Annotated in this window: 18 protein-coding genes; 17 read left to right on the top strand and 1 reads right to left on the bottom strand. The window is 54.7% G+C overall.

The features are described from left to right. Positions 1-139: 139 nt before the first annotated feature. Positions 140-1,336 carry a urate hydroxylase PuuD gene (locus HCZ99_RS02335; protein ID WP_167445251.1) on the top strand — a complete coding sequence of 399 codons (1,197 nt, stop codon included), beginning with the start codon at positions 140-142 and terminating at the stop codon, positions 1,334-1,336. Positions 1,337-1,466: 130 nt separating this feature from the next. Here the strand turns inward: HCZ99_RS02335 and HCZ99_RS02330 are convergent, their stop codons facing one another. Beyond that, complete coding sequence (locus tag HCZ99_RS02330) at positions 1,467-2,453, bottom strand: MBL fold metallo-hydrolase (protein WP_167445250.1); 987 nt, start codon at positions 2,451-2,453, stop codon at positions 1,467-1,469. Positions 2,454-2,544: 91 nt separating this feature from the next. Here HCZ99_RS02330 and HCZ99_RS02325 point away from each other — a divergent pair, with 91 nt between their 5' ends. The 16 genes from HCZ99_RS02325 to HCZ99_RS02250 all read left to right on the top strand — a co-directional run bounded on the left by HCZ99_RS02325 (position 2,545) and on the right by HCZ99_RS02250 (position 16,795). Further along, a complete protein-coding gene (locus HCZ99_RS02325; protein WP_217701448.1) occupies positions 2,545-3,507 on the top strand; it encodes a LysR family transcriptional regulator in 963 nt (320 codons plus the stop codon). Between the two features lie 374 nt (positions 3,508-3,881). Next, positions 3,882-5,156, top strand: coding sequence for an urea ABC transporter substrate-binding protein (urtA, locus tag HCZ99_RS02320; RefSeq protein ID WP_167445248.1), 1,275 nt, complete (start codon positions 3,882-3,884; stop codon positions 5,154-5,156). 129 nt (positions 5,157-5,285) lie between these two features. After that, positions 5,286-6,989, top strand: coding sequence for an urea ABC transporter permease subunit UrtB (gene urtB / locus HCZ99_RS02315; protein ID WP_167445247.1), 1,704 nt, complete (start codon positions 5,286-5,288; stop codon positions 6,987-6,989). Positions 6,990-6,992: 3 nt separating this feature from the next. After that, complete coding sequence (gene urtC / locus HCZ99_RS02310; protein ID WP_167445246.1) at positions 6,993-8,165, top strand: urea ABC transporter permease subunit UrtC; 1,173 nt, start codon at positions 6,993-6,995, stop codon at positions 8,163-8,165. 80 nt (positions 8,166-8,245) lie between these two features. Continuing rightward, a complete protein-coding gene (gene urtD, locus HCZ99_RS02305) occupies positions 8,246-9,013 on the top strand; it encodes an urea ABC transporter ATP-binding protein UrtD (RefSeq protein ID WP_167445942.1) in 768 nt (255 codons plus the stop codon). Positions 9,014-9,028: 15 nt separating this feature from the next. Further along, the gene (gene urtE, locus HCZ99_RS02300) at positions 9,029-9,724 is read left to right on the top strand and encodes an urea ABC transporter ATP-binding subunit UrtE (RefSeq protein ID WP_167445245.1); all 696 of its coding nucleotides are present in this window, start codon (positions 9,029-9,031) and stop codon (positions 9,722-9,724) included. 76 nt (positions 9,725-9,800) lie between these two features. Next, complete coding sequence (locus HCZ99_RS02295) at positions 9,801-10,814, top strand: urease accessory protein UreD (protein WP_368484212.1); 1,014 nt, start codon at positions 9,801-9,803, stop codon at positions 10,812-10,814. Positions 10,815-10,841: 27 nt separating this feature from the next. Continuing rightward, positions 10,842-11,144 carry an urease subunit gamma gene (locus HCZ99_RS02290; RefSeq protein ID WP_167445244.1) on the top strand — a complete coding sequence of 101 codons (303 nt, stop codon included), beginning with the start codon at positions 10,842-10,844 and terminating at the stop codon, positions 11,142-11,144. 17 nt (positions 11,145-11,161) lie between these two features. Further along, on the top strand, positions 11,162-11,467 hold the full coding sequence (locus HCZ99_RS02285; protein ID WP_167445243.1) for an urease subunit beta: 306 nt from the start codon (positions 11,162-11,164) through the stop codon (positions 11,465-11,467). A gap of 17 nt (positions 11,468-11,484) precedes the next feature. Beyond that, positions 11,485-13,197, top strand: a complete 1,713-nt coding sequence (gene ureC, locus HCZ99_RS02280; protein ID WP_167445242.1) for an urease subunit alpha — start codon at positions 11,485-11,487, stop codon at positions 13,195-13,197. Positions 13,198-13,217: 20 nt separating this feature from the next. Continuing rightward, positions 13,218-13,775: an urease accessory protein UreE gene (locus HCZ99_RS02275; protein WP_167445241.1), complete on the top strand. Its 558-nt coding sequence runs from the start codon at positions 13,218-13,220 to the stop codon at positions 13,773-13,775. Continuing rightward, positions 13,765-14,481: an urease accessory protein UreF gene (locus HCZ99_RS02270; protein ID WP_167445240.1), complete on the top strand. Its 717-nt coding sequence runs from the start codon at positions 13,765-13,767 to the stop codon at positions 14,479-14,481. The genes HCZ99_RS02275 and HCZ99_RS02270 overlap by 11 nt, the downstream gene beginning before the upstream one ends. Beyond that, on the top strand, positions 14,478-15,098 hold the full coding sequence (gene ureG, locus HCZ99_RS02265; RefSeq protein WP_167445239.1) for an urease accessory protein UreG: 621 nt from the start codon (positions 14,478-14,480) through the stop codon (positions 15,096-15,098). Before HCZ99_RS02270 ends, ureG begins: the two co-directional genes overlap by 4 nt. A gap of 165 nt (positions 15,099-15,263) precedes the next feature. Beyond that, positions 15,264-15,704 carry an SRPBCC family protein gene (locus tag HCZ99_RS02260; protein ID WP_167445238.1) on the top strand — a complete coding sequence of 147 codons (441 nt, stop codon included), beginning with the start codon at positions 15,264-15,266 and terminating at the stop codon, positions 15,702-15,704. Next, positions 15,691-16,050, top strand: coding sequence for an ArsR/SmtB family transcription factor (locus tag HCZ99_RS02255; protein ID WP_167445237.1), 360 nt, complete (start codon positions 15,691-15,693; stop codon positions 16,048-16,050). Before HCZ99_RS02260 ends, HCZ99_RS02255 begins: the two co-directional genes overlap by 14 nt. Positions 16,051-16,246: 196 nt before the next feature. Next, positions 16,247-16,795: a biotin transporter BioY gene (locus HCZ99_RS02250; protein ID WP_167445236.1), complete on the top strand. Its 549-nt coding sequence runs from the start codon at positions 16,247-16,249 to the stop codon at positions 16,793-16,795. Positions 16,796-16,811 lie beyond the last annotated feature (16 nt).

Genomic DNA, 16,811 nt, shown 5'->3' with positions numbered 1-16,811 from the left:
GTAGGAATCGACCAAGATTGATTGGAATGATTCTGGATCGGCGTGGGGACAAACGCGGACCATTTCATTCACCAGAGAGGGGCCGTCCAAGGGTGCGTGATCCTTAAACACCTTGGGCGAGACGGAGGTTTCTAACGCTGTGGATATTCTGTTTCAGGACTGGATCAATTTGATCCTGCGCTGGGCGCATTTGATTACGGGCATCGCCTGGATCGGGTCATCGTTCTATTTCGTTTGGCTGGATTTAAGCCTGCGTAAACGCCCGGGCATGGATGAGGGTGTCTATGGCGAAGCATGGATGGTGCATGGTGGCGGGTTCTATCACGTCAATAAATGGATGGTTGCCCCGGCCTCTATGCCGCCTGAGCTGCACTGGTTCAAATACGAAGCCTATTTCACGTGGCTGACCGGTTTTGCGCTTTTGGTAACCATGTATTACTGGAGTGCCGAAAGCTATTTGATCGACCCCACGGTTCTGGCGCTGACCAAAATGGATGCCATCCTGATTGGGCTTGGCAGCCTGTTCGCCGGGTGGGTGATTTACGACATCATTTGCAAAAGCCCGATTGGTAAAAGTACCGGCAAGCTTGCGGTTGCGCTGTTTGTCCTGATCATGGCGGCGGCCTATATGTTTACCCATGTGTTTAGCGGGCGCGGTGCGTTTATTCATGTCGGGGCGATGATTGGTACGATCATGGCTGCCAATGTGTTTCGGATTATTATCCCCAATCAGAAAAAAGTCGTCGCCAGCCTGATGGAGGGGAAAACCCCCGACCCGGCATTGGGGCTTCAGGCCAAACAACGTTCAACGCACAATAACTATCTGACCCTGCCGGTGTTGTTGATGATGATCAGCAACCATTATTCGATGCTGTTTTCCCACGATCAGTCGTGGCTGATTGTCGGCTTGATCCTGATCATCGGTGGGCTGGTGCGTCATTTCTTTAACACACGCAATGCCGGTGGAACCGGTAAGGCCATCGCGTGGCAGCTGCCCGCCGCTGGTGTTGGCATGGCGGTATTGGCGATGTTTGCATCCTATGATCCCGACGCGGCCAAGCTTGACGGGGAAGACATCATTAGTGCGGACCATGCGTTGGCGATTGTGCAAACCCGTTGCACTGCCTGTCATTCACAGAACCCGCGCGATGAGGGCTTCGACGAAGCCCCGGCCGGTGTGATGTTTGATAATCTGGCCCAGATTGAAGCCAACGCGCAGCGCATTCTGGCCCAAGCGGTGATTGGCCGGGCCATGCCGCTAGGGAACCTGACTGAAATGACCGACGAAGAACGCGTCAAACTCGGCCATTGGATCCGGGCGGGGATGCCAGAATAAAGCCAGAATAAAGATCCTTTGGCGATTGCTTGAAAAGTAAAAAAGGGCGGCTGCCGTGATGGTGCAGCCGCCTTTCTTTTTTACTTTTGCTTTGACGACTTGGGCGATAATGCCCGTTGGGAACAGGGTATCAGATGTCAGCGCGGTAGTTCATCGGAACCCAGTCATACATGGTGTCATCTTCGCGGACATGACCGATGCCCGGAAAGGCGATGTGGCATCCGGCCACCAGATATTTCTCGGCGACGGCCTCGGCAAAGGCGGCTTCGCGTGATTTGATTGCCATGTCTGTATCGTTGTCAAAGGCAATGGCCACGCCCGGTTCGTCAAACTGGACCACGTCGCCATGGGTAATGTCGCCCCAATAGACGAATTTTTCGCCCTTGCTTTCGATCCAAAGCGCGCTGTGACCGGGCGTATGTCCCGGGCGGAAAGTGGTGTTGATTTTGCCCGGAATGGCCGGTTGGTCGGCGGCGTATTTTTTAAGGGTGTTGCTGTTGATATAGGGGGTAAGGGCGGCAACCGCCTGATCGAAGGCATGTTTTGCGTCGTCAGGGGCCGCGGCCTTATTTTCCGCGCTTAGCCAAAATGCCGCATCGACTTCGGGCACGTGAACAACGGCGTTTTTAAAGACTTTCTTGCCACCCAGCGTCAACCCGCCGGTATGGTCGGCGTGAATGTGGCTGATGACCACATCGTCAACCTGATCAGGGTGATAGCCCGAGGCAATAATATTGGCCGGAAGCTTTCCAAGCGTTGGTCCCAACAAATCGCTGGTGCCTGCGTCAAGCAACACAAGCCGATCTCCGAAATTCAAAAGATAGGCGTTTACCGACAGATACGTCGGCGTGCTCTGAAATGCGTTGGCCAGGGCAAGGCGCGCATGTTCTGGCGTTGTGTTCAGATACAGATCCGATAGCGGGAAATGCCCGGTGCCATCTGAAAGAGCGGTGACTTCGACGTCACCAACCATCAAGCGGTAATAGCCCGGCGCCTGTGTGCCGACTTTGGGGGCTTTTGCTTGTGCATTCAGCGGAACGAACATGGTGCTGCCAGCCGCCCCAACCGTTGCGGCGGCGGCAAGAGTGCCTTTAAGCATGTCGCGGCGAGATATCATTTTGGGTTCCCTCATCATCTTCTGGTGTGCAAGCCAGGGCTTGTTTTGTGATGGGGAAAAGGTATATCTCGACTGGTTAGTAATCAAATCGATGCGGCTCATGGATAATATTGATCATTTCAATTTACGGTCTTTTGACCTCAATCTCATGATTGCGTTTGACGCAATGATGCAAGAACTCAGCGTGACAAAATCGGCTGAGAAACTGCGCATTGGACAATCGGCCATGAGTCATAATTTATCGACCCTGCGCATGCTGCTTCAGGATGATTTGTTTGTCCGTGTGGGGCAGAAAATGCAACCAACTGCAAAGGCGCGTGCGCTGGCCGGGCCGGTACGCACGGCTTTGTCGCAGGCGCAAAGTGCATTGCAATCGTCAGACAGTTTTGATCCGGCCAAAGCCGACCGTGTGTTTCGGATTGGGGTGACGGGCGAAATGGAAATGGTTTTGCTGCCGGCCTTGGTCAATCGATTGCAAGCGGTAGCGCCGGGGATCAAGTTGCTTAGCCGGGCGATCACCTATGATACGGTTGATCATATGATGGACAGCGGCGAGATCGATCTTGCGGTTGGCTGTCGGGCGGAAATTCCATCGCGCCATCGCGGTGAAGTTCTTTTTGAATCTGAAGTTGCTTGTTGTTTTAACGCGCGCCTGTGTGGTTTGGGCGATACCTTGTCGCGCGCGGAATTCCTTGCGGCCCGTCACGCGGTATTGTCGCAGACGGAAAATGTGGCGGGCTGTGTAGGGGCGGCGATGCAGGGCATGGGCATTGCGCTTAATGTGGTTCTGGCTGCGCCTGATTTTATGCCGCTGTTGGCCGCGGCCCGAACCGCACCGATCATTGCAAATGTACCGCGCAGGATTGCGGTTCAATACGCGCCATTGTTTGGTTTGACCACAGCCACGATGCCGGTTGATCTTGCCTTTCCGGCAACCACGATGAACTGGGCTGTTTGGACCGACCGGGATGTTGCGATGGTTTGGCTGCGCGAACAGATCCGATCTGTTACCGGTGATGTTGCGGCATTGGGGGCGACGATTGCGGCGGAATGATACCAGCCATTCGATGCACCCTCGTGGTTGGATAAAATAACGCCCCGCGGGCGAACCGGCGGGGCGGGAAGCCGTCCTTGCAAGACGGGATTGTGGTGCAATAACCGCAGTGAAGGCGAAACTTCCGCCCTTGAGATAGGGGTGAGATAGGGTCACGTCAATCTGATTAAATAATGGTCAAATTTTAATCTATGATTTAAAAATAATCATCACAGGTGGTGTCTGTGCAAATATTTCCCGAAATGCGTTTGTAAAATGGTGGGTTATTGCGTGGAAATCCCACGATTCTTGATTTTATTCCATGCGCCAAAGATTCTGGCACGGTTTTAGCTAGTAGCCCTGCGGTGCAATAAACTCGCAGTGGAGGCTATAAAATGAATAAGAAGCTTCAAGCGCTCATGGGCGCTGGGGCCATGGCATTGTCTGTTATGACCATGTCAGCCGCACAAGCAGCAGATACCATCAAGGTTGGTGTGCTGCATTCTCTTTCGGGGACGATGGCGATTTCTGAAACCACGTTGAAGGACACCGTCCTGATGCTGGTGGATGACCTGAACAAAAACGGTGGTTTGCTGGGCAAGCAGGTTGAGGCCGTGGTCGTTGACCCGGCATCCGATTGGCCGCTTTTTGCGGAAAAAGCCCGTGAACTGATCGAAAAAGATCAGGTCGATGTTGTTTTTGGGTGCTGGACCTCGGTGTCGCGTAAGTCGGTTCTGCCGGTCTTCGAAGAACTTAACAGCATGCTGTTCTATCCGGTTCAGTACGAGGGCGAAGAAAGCTCGCGCAATGTGTTTTACACCGGTGCCGCGCCGAACCAGCAGGCCATTCCGGCCGTTGATTACCTGATGAGCGAAGATGGCGGTGGGGCAGAACGCATTGTTCTGCTGGGGACTGATTACGTTTACCCGCGTACCACCAATAAAATCCTGCGTTCCTACTTGAATGATAAGGGGATTGCAGATGCCGACATCATGGAAAATTACACCCCGTTTGGTCATTCCGACTGGCAGTCGATTGTTGCAGATGTAAAAGCATTCGCATCCGCTGGTAAGAAAACCGCTGTGGTTTCGACCATTAACGGTGATGCCAACGTACCGTTCTACAAAGAACTCGCCAACCAGGGCATCAAAGCCGAAGACATTCCGGTTGTTGCGTTCTCGGTCGGGGAAGAAGAGCTTGCCGGTATTGATACCGCGCCGCTCGTTGGTCACTTGGCAGCGTGGAACTATTTCCAGTCTGTTGAAGCAGATGCCAACACGGCCTTCATCGACAAATGGCATGCCTTTATCGGTGATGACGCCCGTGTCACCAACGATCCGATGGAAGCAACCTATATCGGCTTTAACATGTGGAAACAGGCTGTTGAGCAGGCTGGCACCACCGATGTTGATGCCGTGCGTCAGGCCATGTACGGCCAGGAAGTTGCAAACTTGACCGGTGGTACGGCAGTGATGAACACCAACCACCACCTGTCCAAACCGGTTCTGATCGGTGAAGTTCAGGACGATGGCCAGTTTGACGTTGTTTGGGAAACCGATGGAACGGTTGTTGGCGATGCATGGTCCGACTTCCTGCCAGAAAGCGCAAAACTGACCGCCGATTGGACCTATCCGTGGGTCTGCGGCAACTGTGAAAAACCGATGTATTAATCGGTTTGGGGCGGGCCGGTCGCGTTTTTCGTGATCGGCCTGTTCACGATCAGGCGGATAAATCTTTATCGCTTTGCCTGAGCCATTCTTTTTTCCATTTCCATATTGAATTCAAAAGGTTTGGTGATCATGCGCAATGAATTGTTTTCAGTGCTGCGCCGTTCCCCTTTTTCTCTGAAAAAAGTCCGCGGTGGCTTTGTGCGCCTTGGCGGTGCGATGGCATGTCTGATGTTGGTGGCGTTTGTTTTGCCAAATGCGGCACAGGCCTTTAGCGACGAAGAACTTCGCAATATTGCCGAACGTCTTGATACGAAAAGTTCGACCCAAAAAATCACCGTGATCGAGGAAATGGCCGCAGACGGCGACCCGCGTGTCGCGCCGATCCTTAAAGCAATGTTAGAGGGCGATCTTTTTGTCCGCGATAGCGACGAACATGTCGTCATCGGGCGCAAGAAGGGCAAGGTTTACACCCATATCGACATCGTCAGCGGCGAAGAAGTCGGTGAAAGTTCATCCAAGGAACTGTCAAAGATCAAGGTGAATAACCGTCTGCGTGGTGCACTGCGCGATGCCTTGGCGACCCTGAACCTGTTTAGTCCTGACCTTAATATCCGGACAAACGCGGTCGAGCAGATCATGGATGCCCGTGATCCGACAATGTTGCCGTTGCTTTTGCGTGCGATTGAACGCGAAGACGACGAGACGCTTTTGGCGCGTATGGAGCTGGCGCGTGCGACCATGGCGCTGGCGGCGGGGGAAAATCCGGCGGAACGCCTGGCTGCGATTGATGTTCTATCGAGTGAAACCACACCGCAAATTCGCGCAGTCCTGTCGCAATTTGTCGCCAGTGCCGAGGCCGAGGGCATCGAACCCGAAGTTTTGGCCGCGGCCAAAGATGCCCTGAATGACGTCGAAGGACGCCTTTCGACATGGCAAACTGTGGGCGATGTTTATCGCGGGATCAGTCTTGGGTCAGTGTTGCTGTTGGCGGCAGTCGGGCTTGCCATCACATTTGGCGTGATGGGGGTCATTAACATGGCCCACGGCGAAATGATCATGATCGGCGCCTATACCACCTTTGTTGTGCAGCAAATCCTAAGCTCGGTTTTGCCATCTGGTTCGCCGTGGTCGTTGATCATTGCGGTTCCGGCGGCCTTTTTGGTGGCGGGCATGATCGGCGTTGTGATTGAACGTTGCGTTATTCGGTTCTTGTACGGTCGGCCGCTTGAAACCTTGCTGGCGACGTGGGGGGTTAGTCTGGTGTTGCAGCAAGCCACCAGAACGATCTTTGGCGCGACCAACCAGCAGGTTACGGCCCCTGATTTCATGAGTGGCGCGATTGAGTTTTCGACGGGTCTGGTCCTGACCTATAACCGGCTGTGGATCATTTTGTTTAGTTTGATCGTGGTCGCGGGGATTGCGTGTGTTTTGCGCTATACGGCCTTTGGCCTTCAGATGCGGGCGGTAACGCAAAACCGTCGCATGGCCGGATCGGTTGGTATTCGCACTGGCTATGTGGATGCGCTGACCTTTGGTCTTGGTTCTGGGATTGCCGGGATTGCCGGCGTAGCACTCAGCCAGATTTCGAACGTTAGTCCGAACCTTGGTCAGACATACATCATCGATAGTTTCATGGTGGTTGTGTTTGGTGGGGTGGGCAACCTTTGGGGCACGGTTTTGGGCGCCTTTAGCCTTGGCATCGTCAATAAGTTCCTCGAACCGTTTGCCGGGGCGGTTTTGGCCAAAATCTTTGTCCTGATTGCTTTGATCCTGTTTATCCAAAAACGACCCAAGGGGCTGTTTGCCCTTAAAGGTCGCGCGGTGGAGGCCTGATCCATGACCGATTACAGTCAGAAATATAAAATGACGCCGGTTGTGGGCTGGTTGTTGCAAGATCGCGGCGGCATGATCCTTTTGGCGATCTTAATCGCAGCATCCATCCTGATCCCAATTTGCAGCCTGCTGTTGCCGCAAAGCTCGGCCTTTCATGTGCCGACCTGGATGGTCAGCCTGTTGGGGAAATATCTGTGCTATGCGCTGTTGGCGCTCAGTGTTGATTTGATCTGGGGATTTTGTGGCATTCTGTCGTTGGGCCACGGGGCGTTCTTTGCGCTGGGTGGTTATGCGATGGGCATGTATCTGATGCGTCAGATCGGGGATCGCGGGGTGTATGGTAACCCGGACCTTCCTGATTTTATGGTGTTCCTGAACTGGACCGAATTGCCGTGGTATTGGTACGGCTTTGACATGTTCTGGTTCGCCATCGTCATGGCGATGTTTGTGCCGGGATTGTTGGCCTTTGTGTTTGGGTTCTTGGCCTTCCGGTCGCGCGTGACGGGGGTGTATCTTTCGATCATTACCCAGGCGATGACCTATGCGCTGTTGTTGGCATTTTTCCGCAATGACATGGGATTTGGCGGCAATAACGGCCTGACCGATTTCAAGGACTTGCTGGGCTATTCATTGCAATCGGATGGTACGCGGGCCGGGTTGTTTGTCGCATCCTGTGTGTTTTTGGGGCTGTGTTACATTGTTGCGCGCGGCATTACCCAGTCGCGCCTTGGCAAGGTTTTAATTGCCATTCGCGATGCCGAAAGCCGGGTCCGTTTCACCGGTTACCGGGTCGAATATTACAAACTTTTCGTCTTTACCGTTTCGGCCGTGATGGCCGGGATTGCGGGCGCGCTTTATGTGCCGCAAGTCGGCATCATCAATCCGGGCGAATTTGCCCCGGCTTTGTCGATTGAAATCGTCATATGGGTGGCGGTTGGCGGGCGTGGCACGCTGTATGGTGCGGTTCTTGGTGCGTTTATCGTCAATTATGCCAAAACCTTCTTTACCGGGGTGATGCCGGATTTCTGGTTGTTCTTCCTTGGTGGGTTGTTCATTGCCGTGACCTTGTTCCTGCCAAAAGGGGTAATTGGAGCGGTGCCGGCATTTGGATCGGCAAACGGCCAGTCGTTCCTGTCGGGTGTGCGTAAACGCCTTAATGCAGGAGGCAAAGCATGAGCAACGTCATCGCCAATGCACCTAGTAACGCTGATACCATGACCCTTGAAAAAGAGGGCGCAGAAAACGGCCCGGCTGTTATGGCCGATGCGCAACGCAAATCAAACCGTTCTGAAACCATTTTGTATGTCGATGGGGTGTCGGTGACCTTTGACGGGTTCCGCGCGCTTAATAACCTGTCCTTTTATGTCGAGCCGGGCGAACTTCGCGCGATTATTGGTCCGAACGGGGCGGGTAAGACCACGATGATGGATATCATCACCGGTAAAACACGGCCGGATACCGGGGATGTTTTGTTTAAAAGCGAAACTGATCTGACCAAAATGGATGAGGCCGATATTGCCAATCTTGGCATTGGCCGCAAATTTCAAAAACCGACCGTGTTTGAAAGCCATACGGTGTTTGACAACCTGCTGTTGGCCTGTTCGGGCGGGCGCGGGGTGTTTAATGCGCTGTTTCATCGGTTGTCCGGGGCGGAAAAGGCCCGGATTGATAAGACGCTGACGACGATCATGCTTGATGACAAGCGCGATGAGATGGCGGCCAACCTGTCACATGGTCAAAAGCAGTGGCTGGAAATCGGGATGCTGTTGATGCAGGAACCCGAACTTCTTTTGGTCGATGAGCCAGTCGCTGGCATGACCGATTCCGAAACCGAAGAAACCGCCAAGCTTTTGCGCGCAATCGCCAAGGAATATTCGGTGGTGGTGGTCGAACATGACATGGAGTTTGTCCGTGATCTCGATTGCAAGGTGACCGTGCTTCACGAAGGATCGGTTTTGGCCGAAGGGCGCCTTGATCACGTGCAAAAAGACCCACGGGTCATTGAAGTTTATCTGGGCCGTTAAGGGAGTTCCGAAAACATGCTCGATGTTCGTAATATTGATCTGTTCTACGGCGCGTCCCATGCTTTGCGTAAAGTGTCGTTAAATGCGCAAACCGGCAAAGTTACCGCCGTTTTGGGTCGCAATGGGGTTGGGAAAACATCCCTGATGCGTGCGGTTGTTGGCCAACATCCCATTGCGGATGGCAACATCAAATGGGAAGGCAAGGACATATCGCGCGATCCGTCTTGGCGCCGGTCGGCCAATGGGATTGCCATTGTCCCGCAAGGGCGCGAGATTTTCCCGCTTTTGACCGTAAAGGAAAATCTTGAAACCGGGTTTGCCGCCTTGCCACGTGCCATGCGCCATATCCCCGACGAGATTTTCGAACTGTTCCCGGTCCTGCGCGACATGCTGGGCCGTCGTGGTGGCGATTTGTCGGGGGGGCAGCAACAGCAGCTGGCCATTGGTCGTGCCCTTGTCACCCGGCCCAGATTGCTGGTGCTAGATGAACCGACCGAGGGCATTCAGCCATCCATCATCAAAGACATCCAACGCGTGATCAAGCAATTGGCCAATCGCGGTGATATGGCGATCCTTTTGGTCGAACAGTATTTCGAATTTGCCCACGAACTGGCCGATGAAATCATCGTTCTGGAACGCGGCGAAGTGGTGTTGTCCGGTTCGAAAGAGACATTGGACCGGGAAAAGGTCCGCGCCTATCTGACTGTTTGATCAGCATTTGCCAAAAAATTGCGCAACGGTTGATGGGGCGGCGGGCCGAAAGGCGTGCGGGAATCCGGCTGTTGGCGTGAATTTGGCGGTTGGCCCGTATCTTGCTGATGTACCTGATAGAATTGCCGGAAAACGGCATAAATCATCAGGTGGCGTCTTGCAGCTTCGCAAACTCGAAACCCCGATATCCACACCCCAAAACGTGGATACAGCAACGTCGATCAACAATGCCCGCATCAAAACAGATGGTCGGGCCGAAGTGACGTTTCGCACCGGCACCGGACCGGGCCATCAGGGCGGGCATGCGGCACTTGATCATTTATATTACCGCGACCCGATGAAAATCCTGTTTCCCCGTCCGATGGCTGGGGATTTGACGACCGCTGTGTTGGTGACGACATCGGGCGGCATGGTCGGCGGGGACAAGTTGGCGTTTGAGGGGCGGGTGTCCGATGGGGCATCGGCGCTGTTTACCGCCCAGGCGGCGGAAAAGGTGTATCGGTCTGTTGGGCCTGATTGCGAAATGTCGGTCGATTTGGCGGTCGGCGATGGTGGCTGGCTGGAATGGCTGCCCCATGAAACGATCCTGTTTGATCAGGCCAGATTGCGGCGCAAAACCAGCGTGGCGGCCACCGGTAATGGCATGGTGATGGCCGGTGAAATGATGGTGTTTGGCCGTCTGGCGCGCGGTGAAGTGTTTGCGACCGGTTTGGCGCGCGATGCTTGGGATGTTTCGATTGATGGCCGTCCGATTTGGCGCGATGCGCTGCATCTTGAAGGTGATGTTTTGCGCATGCTTGATCATGCGGCGGCCTTTGATGGTGCGCGGGCCAACGCGACGGCGATTTTGGTCGGGCATGGGGCGCAAGATCGCCTTGACGAAGCCCGGGCATGTTTGGAACGCGCCTGTGACGGGCTTGATACGACAGATGTTTTGTGTGCCGCGACCGCGATGAACGGGATTGTCATTGCGCGGTTTATGGCGCGTGATCCAATGAAATTGCGCCGGGTATACGGCGCATGGTGGAAGCAGTTCCGCCATAAAACAAGGGGGCTTCCAGAACGCTTGCCGCGTTTGTGGGAGATTTAAAAACGTGGATCCAAGGAGTAGGCAGGCATGAACTTGACGCCACGCGAAAAAGACAAATTGCTGGTTTCAGTCGCGGCCATGGTGGCACGCAACCGCCTTGCGCGCGGGGTAAAGCTGAACCACCCCGAAGCCATTGCAATCATCACTGATTATGTGGTTGAGGGCGCGCGCGACGGGCGGTCGGTTGCCGATTTGATGCGCGATGGTGCGACGGTGATCACGCGCGATCAAGTGATGGATGGCATTGCCGAAATGATCCACGACATTCAGGTCGAAGCCACATTCCCCGACGGTACGAAGCTTGTCACCGTTCACGAACCGATCCGCTAAGGACAGAGGAGTAAGTCATGATTCCAGGTGAAATTATTACCAAGGAAGGCAACCTCATCCTTAATGAGGGACGTGAAACCAAAACCATTACGGTTTCCAATACCGGGGACCGCCCCGTACAGGTTGGATCGCACTATCATTTCTATGAAACCAATCCGGGGCTTGATTTTGATCGCGATGCGGCGCGGGGCTTCCGGCTTGATATTCCCGCAGGCAGTGCCGTTCGGTTTGAGCCGGGGCAATCGCGTGATGTCAATCTGGTGAAATATGCCGGAACCGGCACGGTTTATGGCTTTAACGGTAAAATCAACGGCGCGCTTTAAGCAGGGGGATACGATAAATGGCATATGAAATTGATCGTCCGTCCTATGCGGCGATGTTTGGTCCGACCGTTGGCGATAAGGTCCGTCTGGCCGATACCGATTTGATCATCGAGGTCGAAAAGGACTTCACGACACTGGGCGAAGAAGTCAAATTTGGCGGTGGGAAAGTCATCCGCGATGGCATGGGCCAATCACAGGTCACCCGGGCCGATGGCGCGGTCGATACCGTGATCACCAACGCGCTGATCTTGGATTACACCGGCATCATCAAGGCCGATATCGGTATTCGCGATGGCCGCATTGCCGCCGTTGGTAAGGCGGGGAACCCTGATATTCAGCCCGGTGTCGATATCATCATCGGTCCGGGCACTGAAATTATCGCAGGTGAAGGCAACATCATCACCGCGGGTGGCATTGACGCGCATATTCACTGGATTTGCCCGCAACAGATCGAAGACGCGCTTTATTCCGGCGTGACCAGCATGCTTGGCGGTGGTACGGGCCCGGCGGCGGGCACGAACGCCACGACCTGCACACCCGGCCCATGGCATATTGCGCGCATGCTTCAGGCGGCAGACGGCATTCCGATGAATATCGGGTTCTTTGGCAAGGGCAATGCGACCCTGCCGGGATCATTGATTGAGCAGATCAAAGCAGGTGCGTGCGGGCTTAAGCTGCATGAAGATTGGGGCACGACGCCCGCGTCCATTGATAATTGCCTGTCGGTGGCCGATGACCTTGATGTGCAGGTGATGATCCATACCGATACACTGAATGAAAGTGGCTTTGTCGAGCATACCCGTGCGGCATTTAAGGGCCGCACCATTCATACCTTCCACACCGAAGGGGCCGGGGGTGGTCACGCGCCAGACATCATCAAGTTGTGTGGCGAAACCAACGTCATCCCAAGTTCGACCAATCCGACCCGTCCGTTTACGGTCAATACGATTGACGAACATCTTGATATGCTGATGGTCTGTCATCACCTTGATCCGAAAATCCCCGAAGACGTCGCCTTTGCCGAAAGCCGCATTCGTCGTGAAACGATTGCCGCCGAAGACATCCTGCATGACCTTGGTGCGTTTTCGATTATCTCGTCTGACAGTCAGGCCATGGGCCGTGTGGGCGAAGTCATCACCCGGACTTGGCAGACCGCCGACAAGATGAAAAAGCAGCGTGGTGCGTTGCCCGAGGATGCCGGGACCGGCAATGACAATTTCCGCGCCAAACGATATATCGCGAAATACACCATCAATCCGGCGATTGCGCAGGGCATTGGATCGCATGTCGGTTCCATCGAAGTTGGCAAGATCGCCGATTTGGTGGTTTGGAAACCGATGTTCTTTGGCACCAAGCCTGACATGGTGATTAAGGCCGGTATGATTGCCGCCGCCGCCATGGGCGACCCGAATGCATCAATCCCAACCCCGCAGCCGGTTCATTATCGTCCGATGTTTGGGGCCTATGGCAATGCGCTTGCGCGCTCAAGCTTCTCGTTCGTGTCGCAAGCGGGCATTGATGCAGGGATCGCGGCGGAGTTTGGCTTGTCGAAGGATCTTTTGGCGGTGTCAAACACGCGCAATATCGGCAAAAAAGACATGAAGCTCAATGATGCCTTGCCGAAAATGGAAGTCGATCCGGAAACCTATCAGGTGACAGCGGATGGCGAGCTTCTGACCTGCCAGCCGGTTGATACTGTGCCAATGGCGCAGCGGTATTTCCTGTTCTGATCGCGGGCAAGGAGGTCAACATGCGTCACGCCATTGAACATATTCCGGTCGACCGCGCCGACACATCCGAAGTCCGCGGGACGGTTACCTTGGTGTTTTCCGACCGTCATCGTCGGCGCATTCGTCTGATTGATGATGCGGGCGATGCGTTTTTGCTCGATCTGCCCCATGCGGTGCGTTTGGCCGATGGGGATCGGTTGCGCCTTGCCGACGGCGGGGTAATTGTTGTGCGTGCTGCCGAAGAACCGGTTTTAACCATTACGGCGGCCGGGCCGATTGCGACCGCCAAACTGGCATGGCATATCGGCAACCGTCATACCCCGGTTCAGGTGTTAAATGATGGCCGTTTGCGCATTATCGAGGATCATGTCATGCGCGACATGATCACCGGGCTTGGGGGCGTTGTTGAGGCCGAAATCGCGCCGTTTGATCCGCTCAACGGGGCGTATCACGGGCTTGGTGGCGCGCATGGTCACAGCCACGGCAATGATCATTTTGATCATGATGACCATCACGCCCATTCACATGACGACGTCCACGCGCATGCCCATGCCGCAGGAAAACCCCATGACCATTAAGGGCGCCGATATGAACCTTAATCCGGCGGGGTTGATGCGCCTGATGACGTGGCTTAGCCCGTCATTTCCGGTTGGGTCTTATACCTATTCGCATGGCGTGGAATATGCGGTTGAGGATGGCCGGGTGACGTCTGCACCCACCCTGATCCATTGGGTGGAAGGCGTTCTGGAATTTGGCGCCGGGCGGATTGATGCGGTGCTGTTTTGTGCCGCGTGGCGGGCTGCCCTTTCGGGCGATGAAGACGCGCTGTTTGACATCGGGGTTGAAGCCGATTGTTGGCGTGGCACATCTGAAATGGCGCTTGAGGCAACAGCACAGGGACGCGCCTTTGTCTCCACCGTGTCAAAGGTTTGGGGCGATGGAGTGCTAACGCGCTGGGCCGACAAAATGCGCGCTGATGATCGGTTGCCGTCCTATCCGGTGGTAGTTGGTATTGCCGCCGCGGTGGCCAAGGTGCCATTGCGCGAAGCCCTGACGGCGTTTTTGCACGCCATGGCGGCCAATTTTGTGTCCAGTGCGGTGCGTTTGGTGCCACTTGGCCAGACAGATGGTGTGCGGTCTTTGTCATCGCTTGATGATGCGGTGTCGGTGGCTGTCGATCATGCCATGGCGACTGATTTGGACGATCTGGGGGCGGCGGCCCCGATGGTCGACTGGACATCCATGAAACACGAAACCCAATATACGAGGCTATTTAGATCATGAGCTCACCTCTTCGTATCGGCATCGGTGGCCCGGTTGGGTCCGGCAAAACAGCCCTTTTGGAGCGCCTGTGTAAGGCAATGCGCGATGATTTTAACATCGCTGCGATCACCAACGATATTTACACCCGCGAAGATGCCGAGTTTATGACCCGGTCGGGGGCCTTGGCCGCGGATCGTATTGCCGGTGTTGAAACCGGCGGCTGCCCACACACGGCCATTCGCGAAGATGCCTCGATCAATTTGGCCGCAGTCGAAGATATGTCGGCCAAACATCCCGGGCTTGAGGCGATCTTTATTGAATCGGGCGGCGATAACCTGTCCGCGACGTTTTCGCCGGAGCTTGCCGATATCACCATTTATGTCATCGACGTATCGGCGGGCGACAAAATCCCGCGCAAAGGCGGACCGGGCATTACACGGTCTGATTTGCTGGTGATCAACAAAACCGATTTAGCACCACTTGTTGGGGCGGATTTGGGCGTGATGGACCGCGATGCCAAGAAAATGCGCGGCGACCGACCTTTTCTGTTCACCAATCTAAAGGCGATGGACGGTCTGGACGACGTTAAGAATTTCATTATCGAGACAGGGGGGCTCCGCCAATCCGCAGCGTCCTGATATGGGGATAGAAGGACGCGTTCTTTAAGCGGAACGGGAGCACACAGCGCCCGGCTGGAAACAGCCGGGCGTTCGTGTTTTTGGAATCAGCATTCCAATGCGCAACTTTTTAGTTGCATAAAGGGACGTATACTGGCATCTTAAATGCAACCAGGAGGTTGCGTTATGTCGAATATGATCGAAAAGTCTATCGAGATTGAAGCCCCACGTTCCATGGTTTGGTCGGCGTTGACCGATCACGAGAAATTCGGTGCATGGTTCGGTGCGCGCATTGATGGGCCATTCGTCGTTGGCGAAGTTTCAACCGGTGTCATCACGGTCTGTGAGGCCGCAGGTTGGAAGGCAACCATCAAGGCAATGGAAGATCCGGCCTATTTTGCCTATACGTGGCATCCCTATGCCATTGATCCCGACTATGACTACAGTGGGGAACCCGAAACGCTTGTTGAATTCTGGCTCGAAGAAAAAGGGGCATCAACCGTGGTGAAAGTCCGTGAAACCGGATTTGATAACCTGCCACCGCATCGGATTGCCGATGCCCTGCGGTCCAATACAAATGGCTGGGAATTCCAGTTGGGAAATATCAAAAAATATGCCGAAAACTGATCATAATCCTGTTGATGTCGAAAATGACGGTGATTTTTCCGTCATTTTCGCCGCGCTGGGTGATTCTACCCGGTTGGCGATCTTTGACCGGCTTTCAGATGGAAAACCACGATCCATTTCGACCCTGTCAGATGACGCGGACATGACCCGTCAGGCCGTGACCAAGCATCTGCGCGTCCTTGAAGCGGCTGGATTGGTGCAAAACCATCGGGTTGGGCGCGAAAGTCAGTATGCCTTTTGCCCCGAGCAGCTTGAACAGGCACGTGCCTATCTTGATCAGGTGGCGAACCGGTGGGCTTCTGCCCTAATGCGGCTTAAAACCTTCGTCGAGGGTGAGGGCAGCTAAGGCGCTGAAATCACGTGGCTATTGGGATGTCGGCGATCTCATTTGGCCAAGGGGTGCGTCATTTTGCTTGGCCTTGACGCGATTTGCGGGTATCCCATTGCCCGTTGAGCCGGTCGGGCGGACCGGTTAACGCAAGGCTGTTTTGCGCAAGGGGTTGATTGCAAAACGGCCTTATAACGGGAATGGGAACCGTTACATGAAGACCAAAGATATTGTTTATATCGCCCTGTTTGCAGCTCTGACCGCCGCTCTTGGGCTGTTTCCGCCAATTACCCTTCCAGTCACCGGTGTGCCGATCACAGCCCAGTCGCTTGGTCCAATGTTGGCGGGTGCCATTCTGGGGGCACGCCGCGGGGCGCTTTCGATTATTCTCTTTCTTGTGCTGGTTGCTGTTGGCTTGCCGCTTTTGTCCGGCGGGCGCGGTGGCTTTGGCGTGATGATCGGGGTTACCGGCGGGTTCATGTTCGGCTGGGCGATTTCGGCCTTTATTATCGGGCTTTTGATCGAGAAATTCTGGAACCACTTGAATGTTTTCAATGCCGCGCTGTCCATTGTTTTTGGCGGCATCGTGGTGCTGTATGCCATTGGTAATGCCTGGGTCGCGGTCGTGGCCGACATCAGCTATTGGCAGGCCACCGTTGGGTCGGCGCCCTTCCTGATCGGGGGGGCCATCAAGGTCGTGATTGCGACCGCCGCATGCCTTGCGGTTCGCCGCGCCTATCCCTTGATTTCCAAGGCGGGCTAACGCCTTATGGGCGCAA

It is taken from the genome of Thalassospira lucentensis, assembly GCF_011806425.1.
GTDB lineage: Bacteria > Pseudomonadota > Alphaproteobacteria > Rhodospirillales > Thalassospiraceae > Thalassospira > Thalassospira lucentensis_B.
The sequence above is the reverse complement of the archived record's forward strand: the minus strand, read 5'-3'. Positions and strand labels throughout refer to the sequence as shown.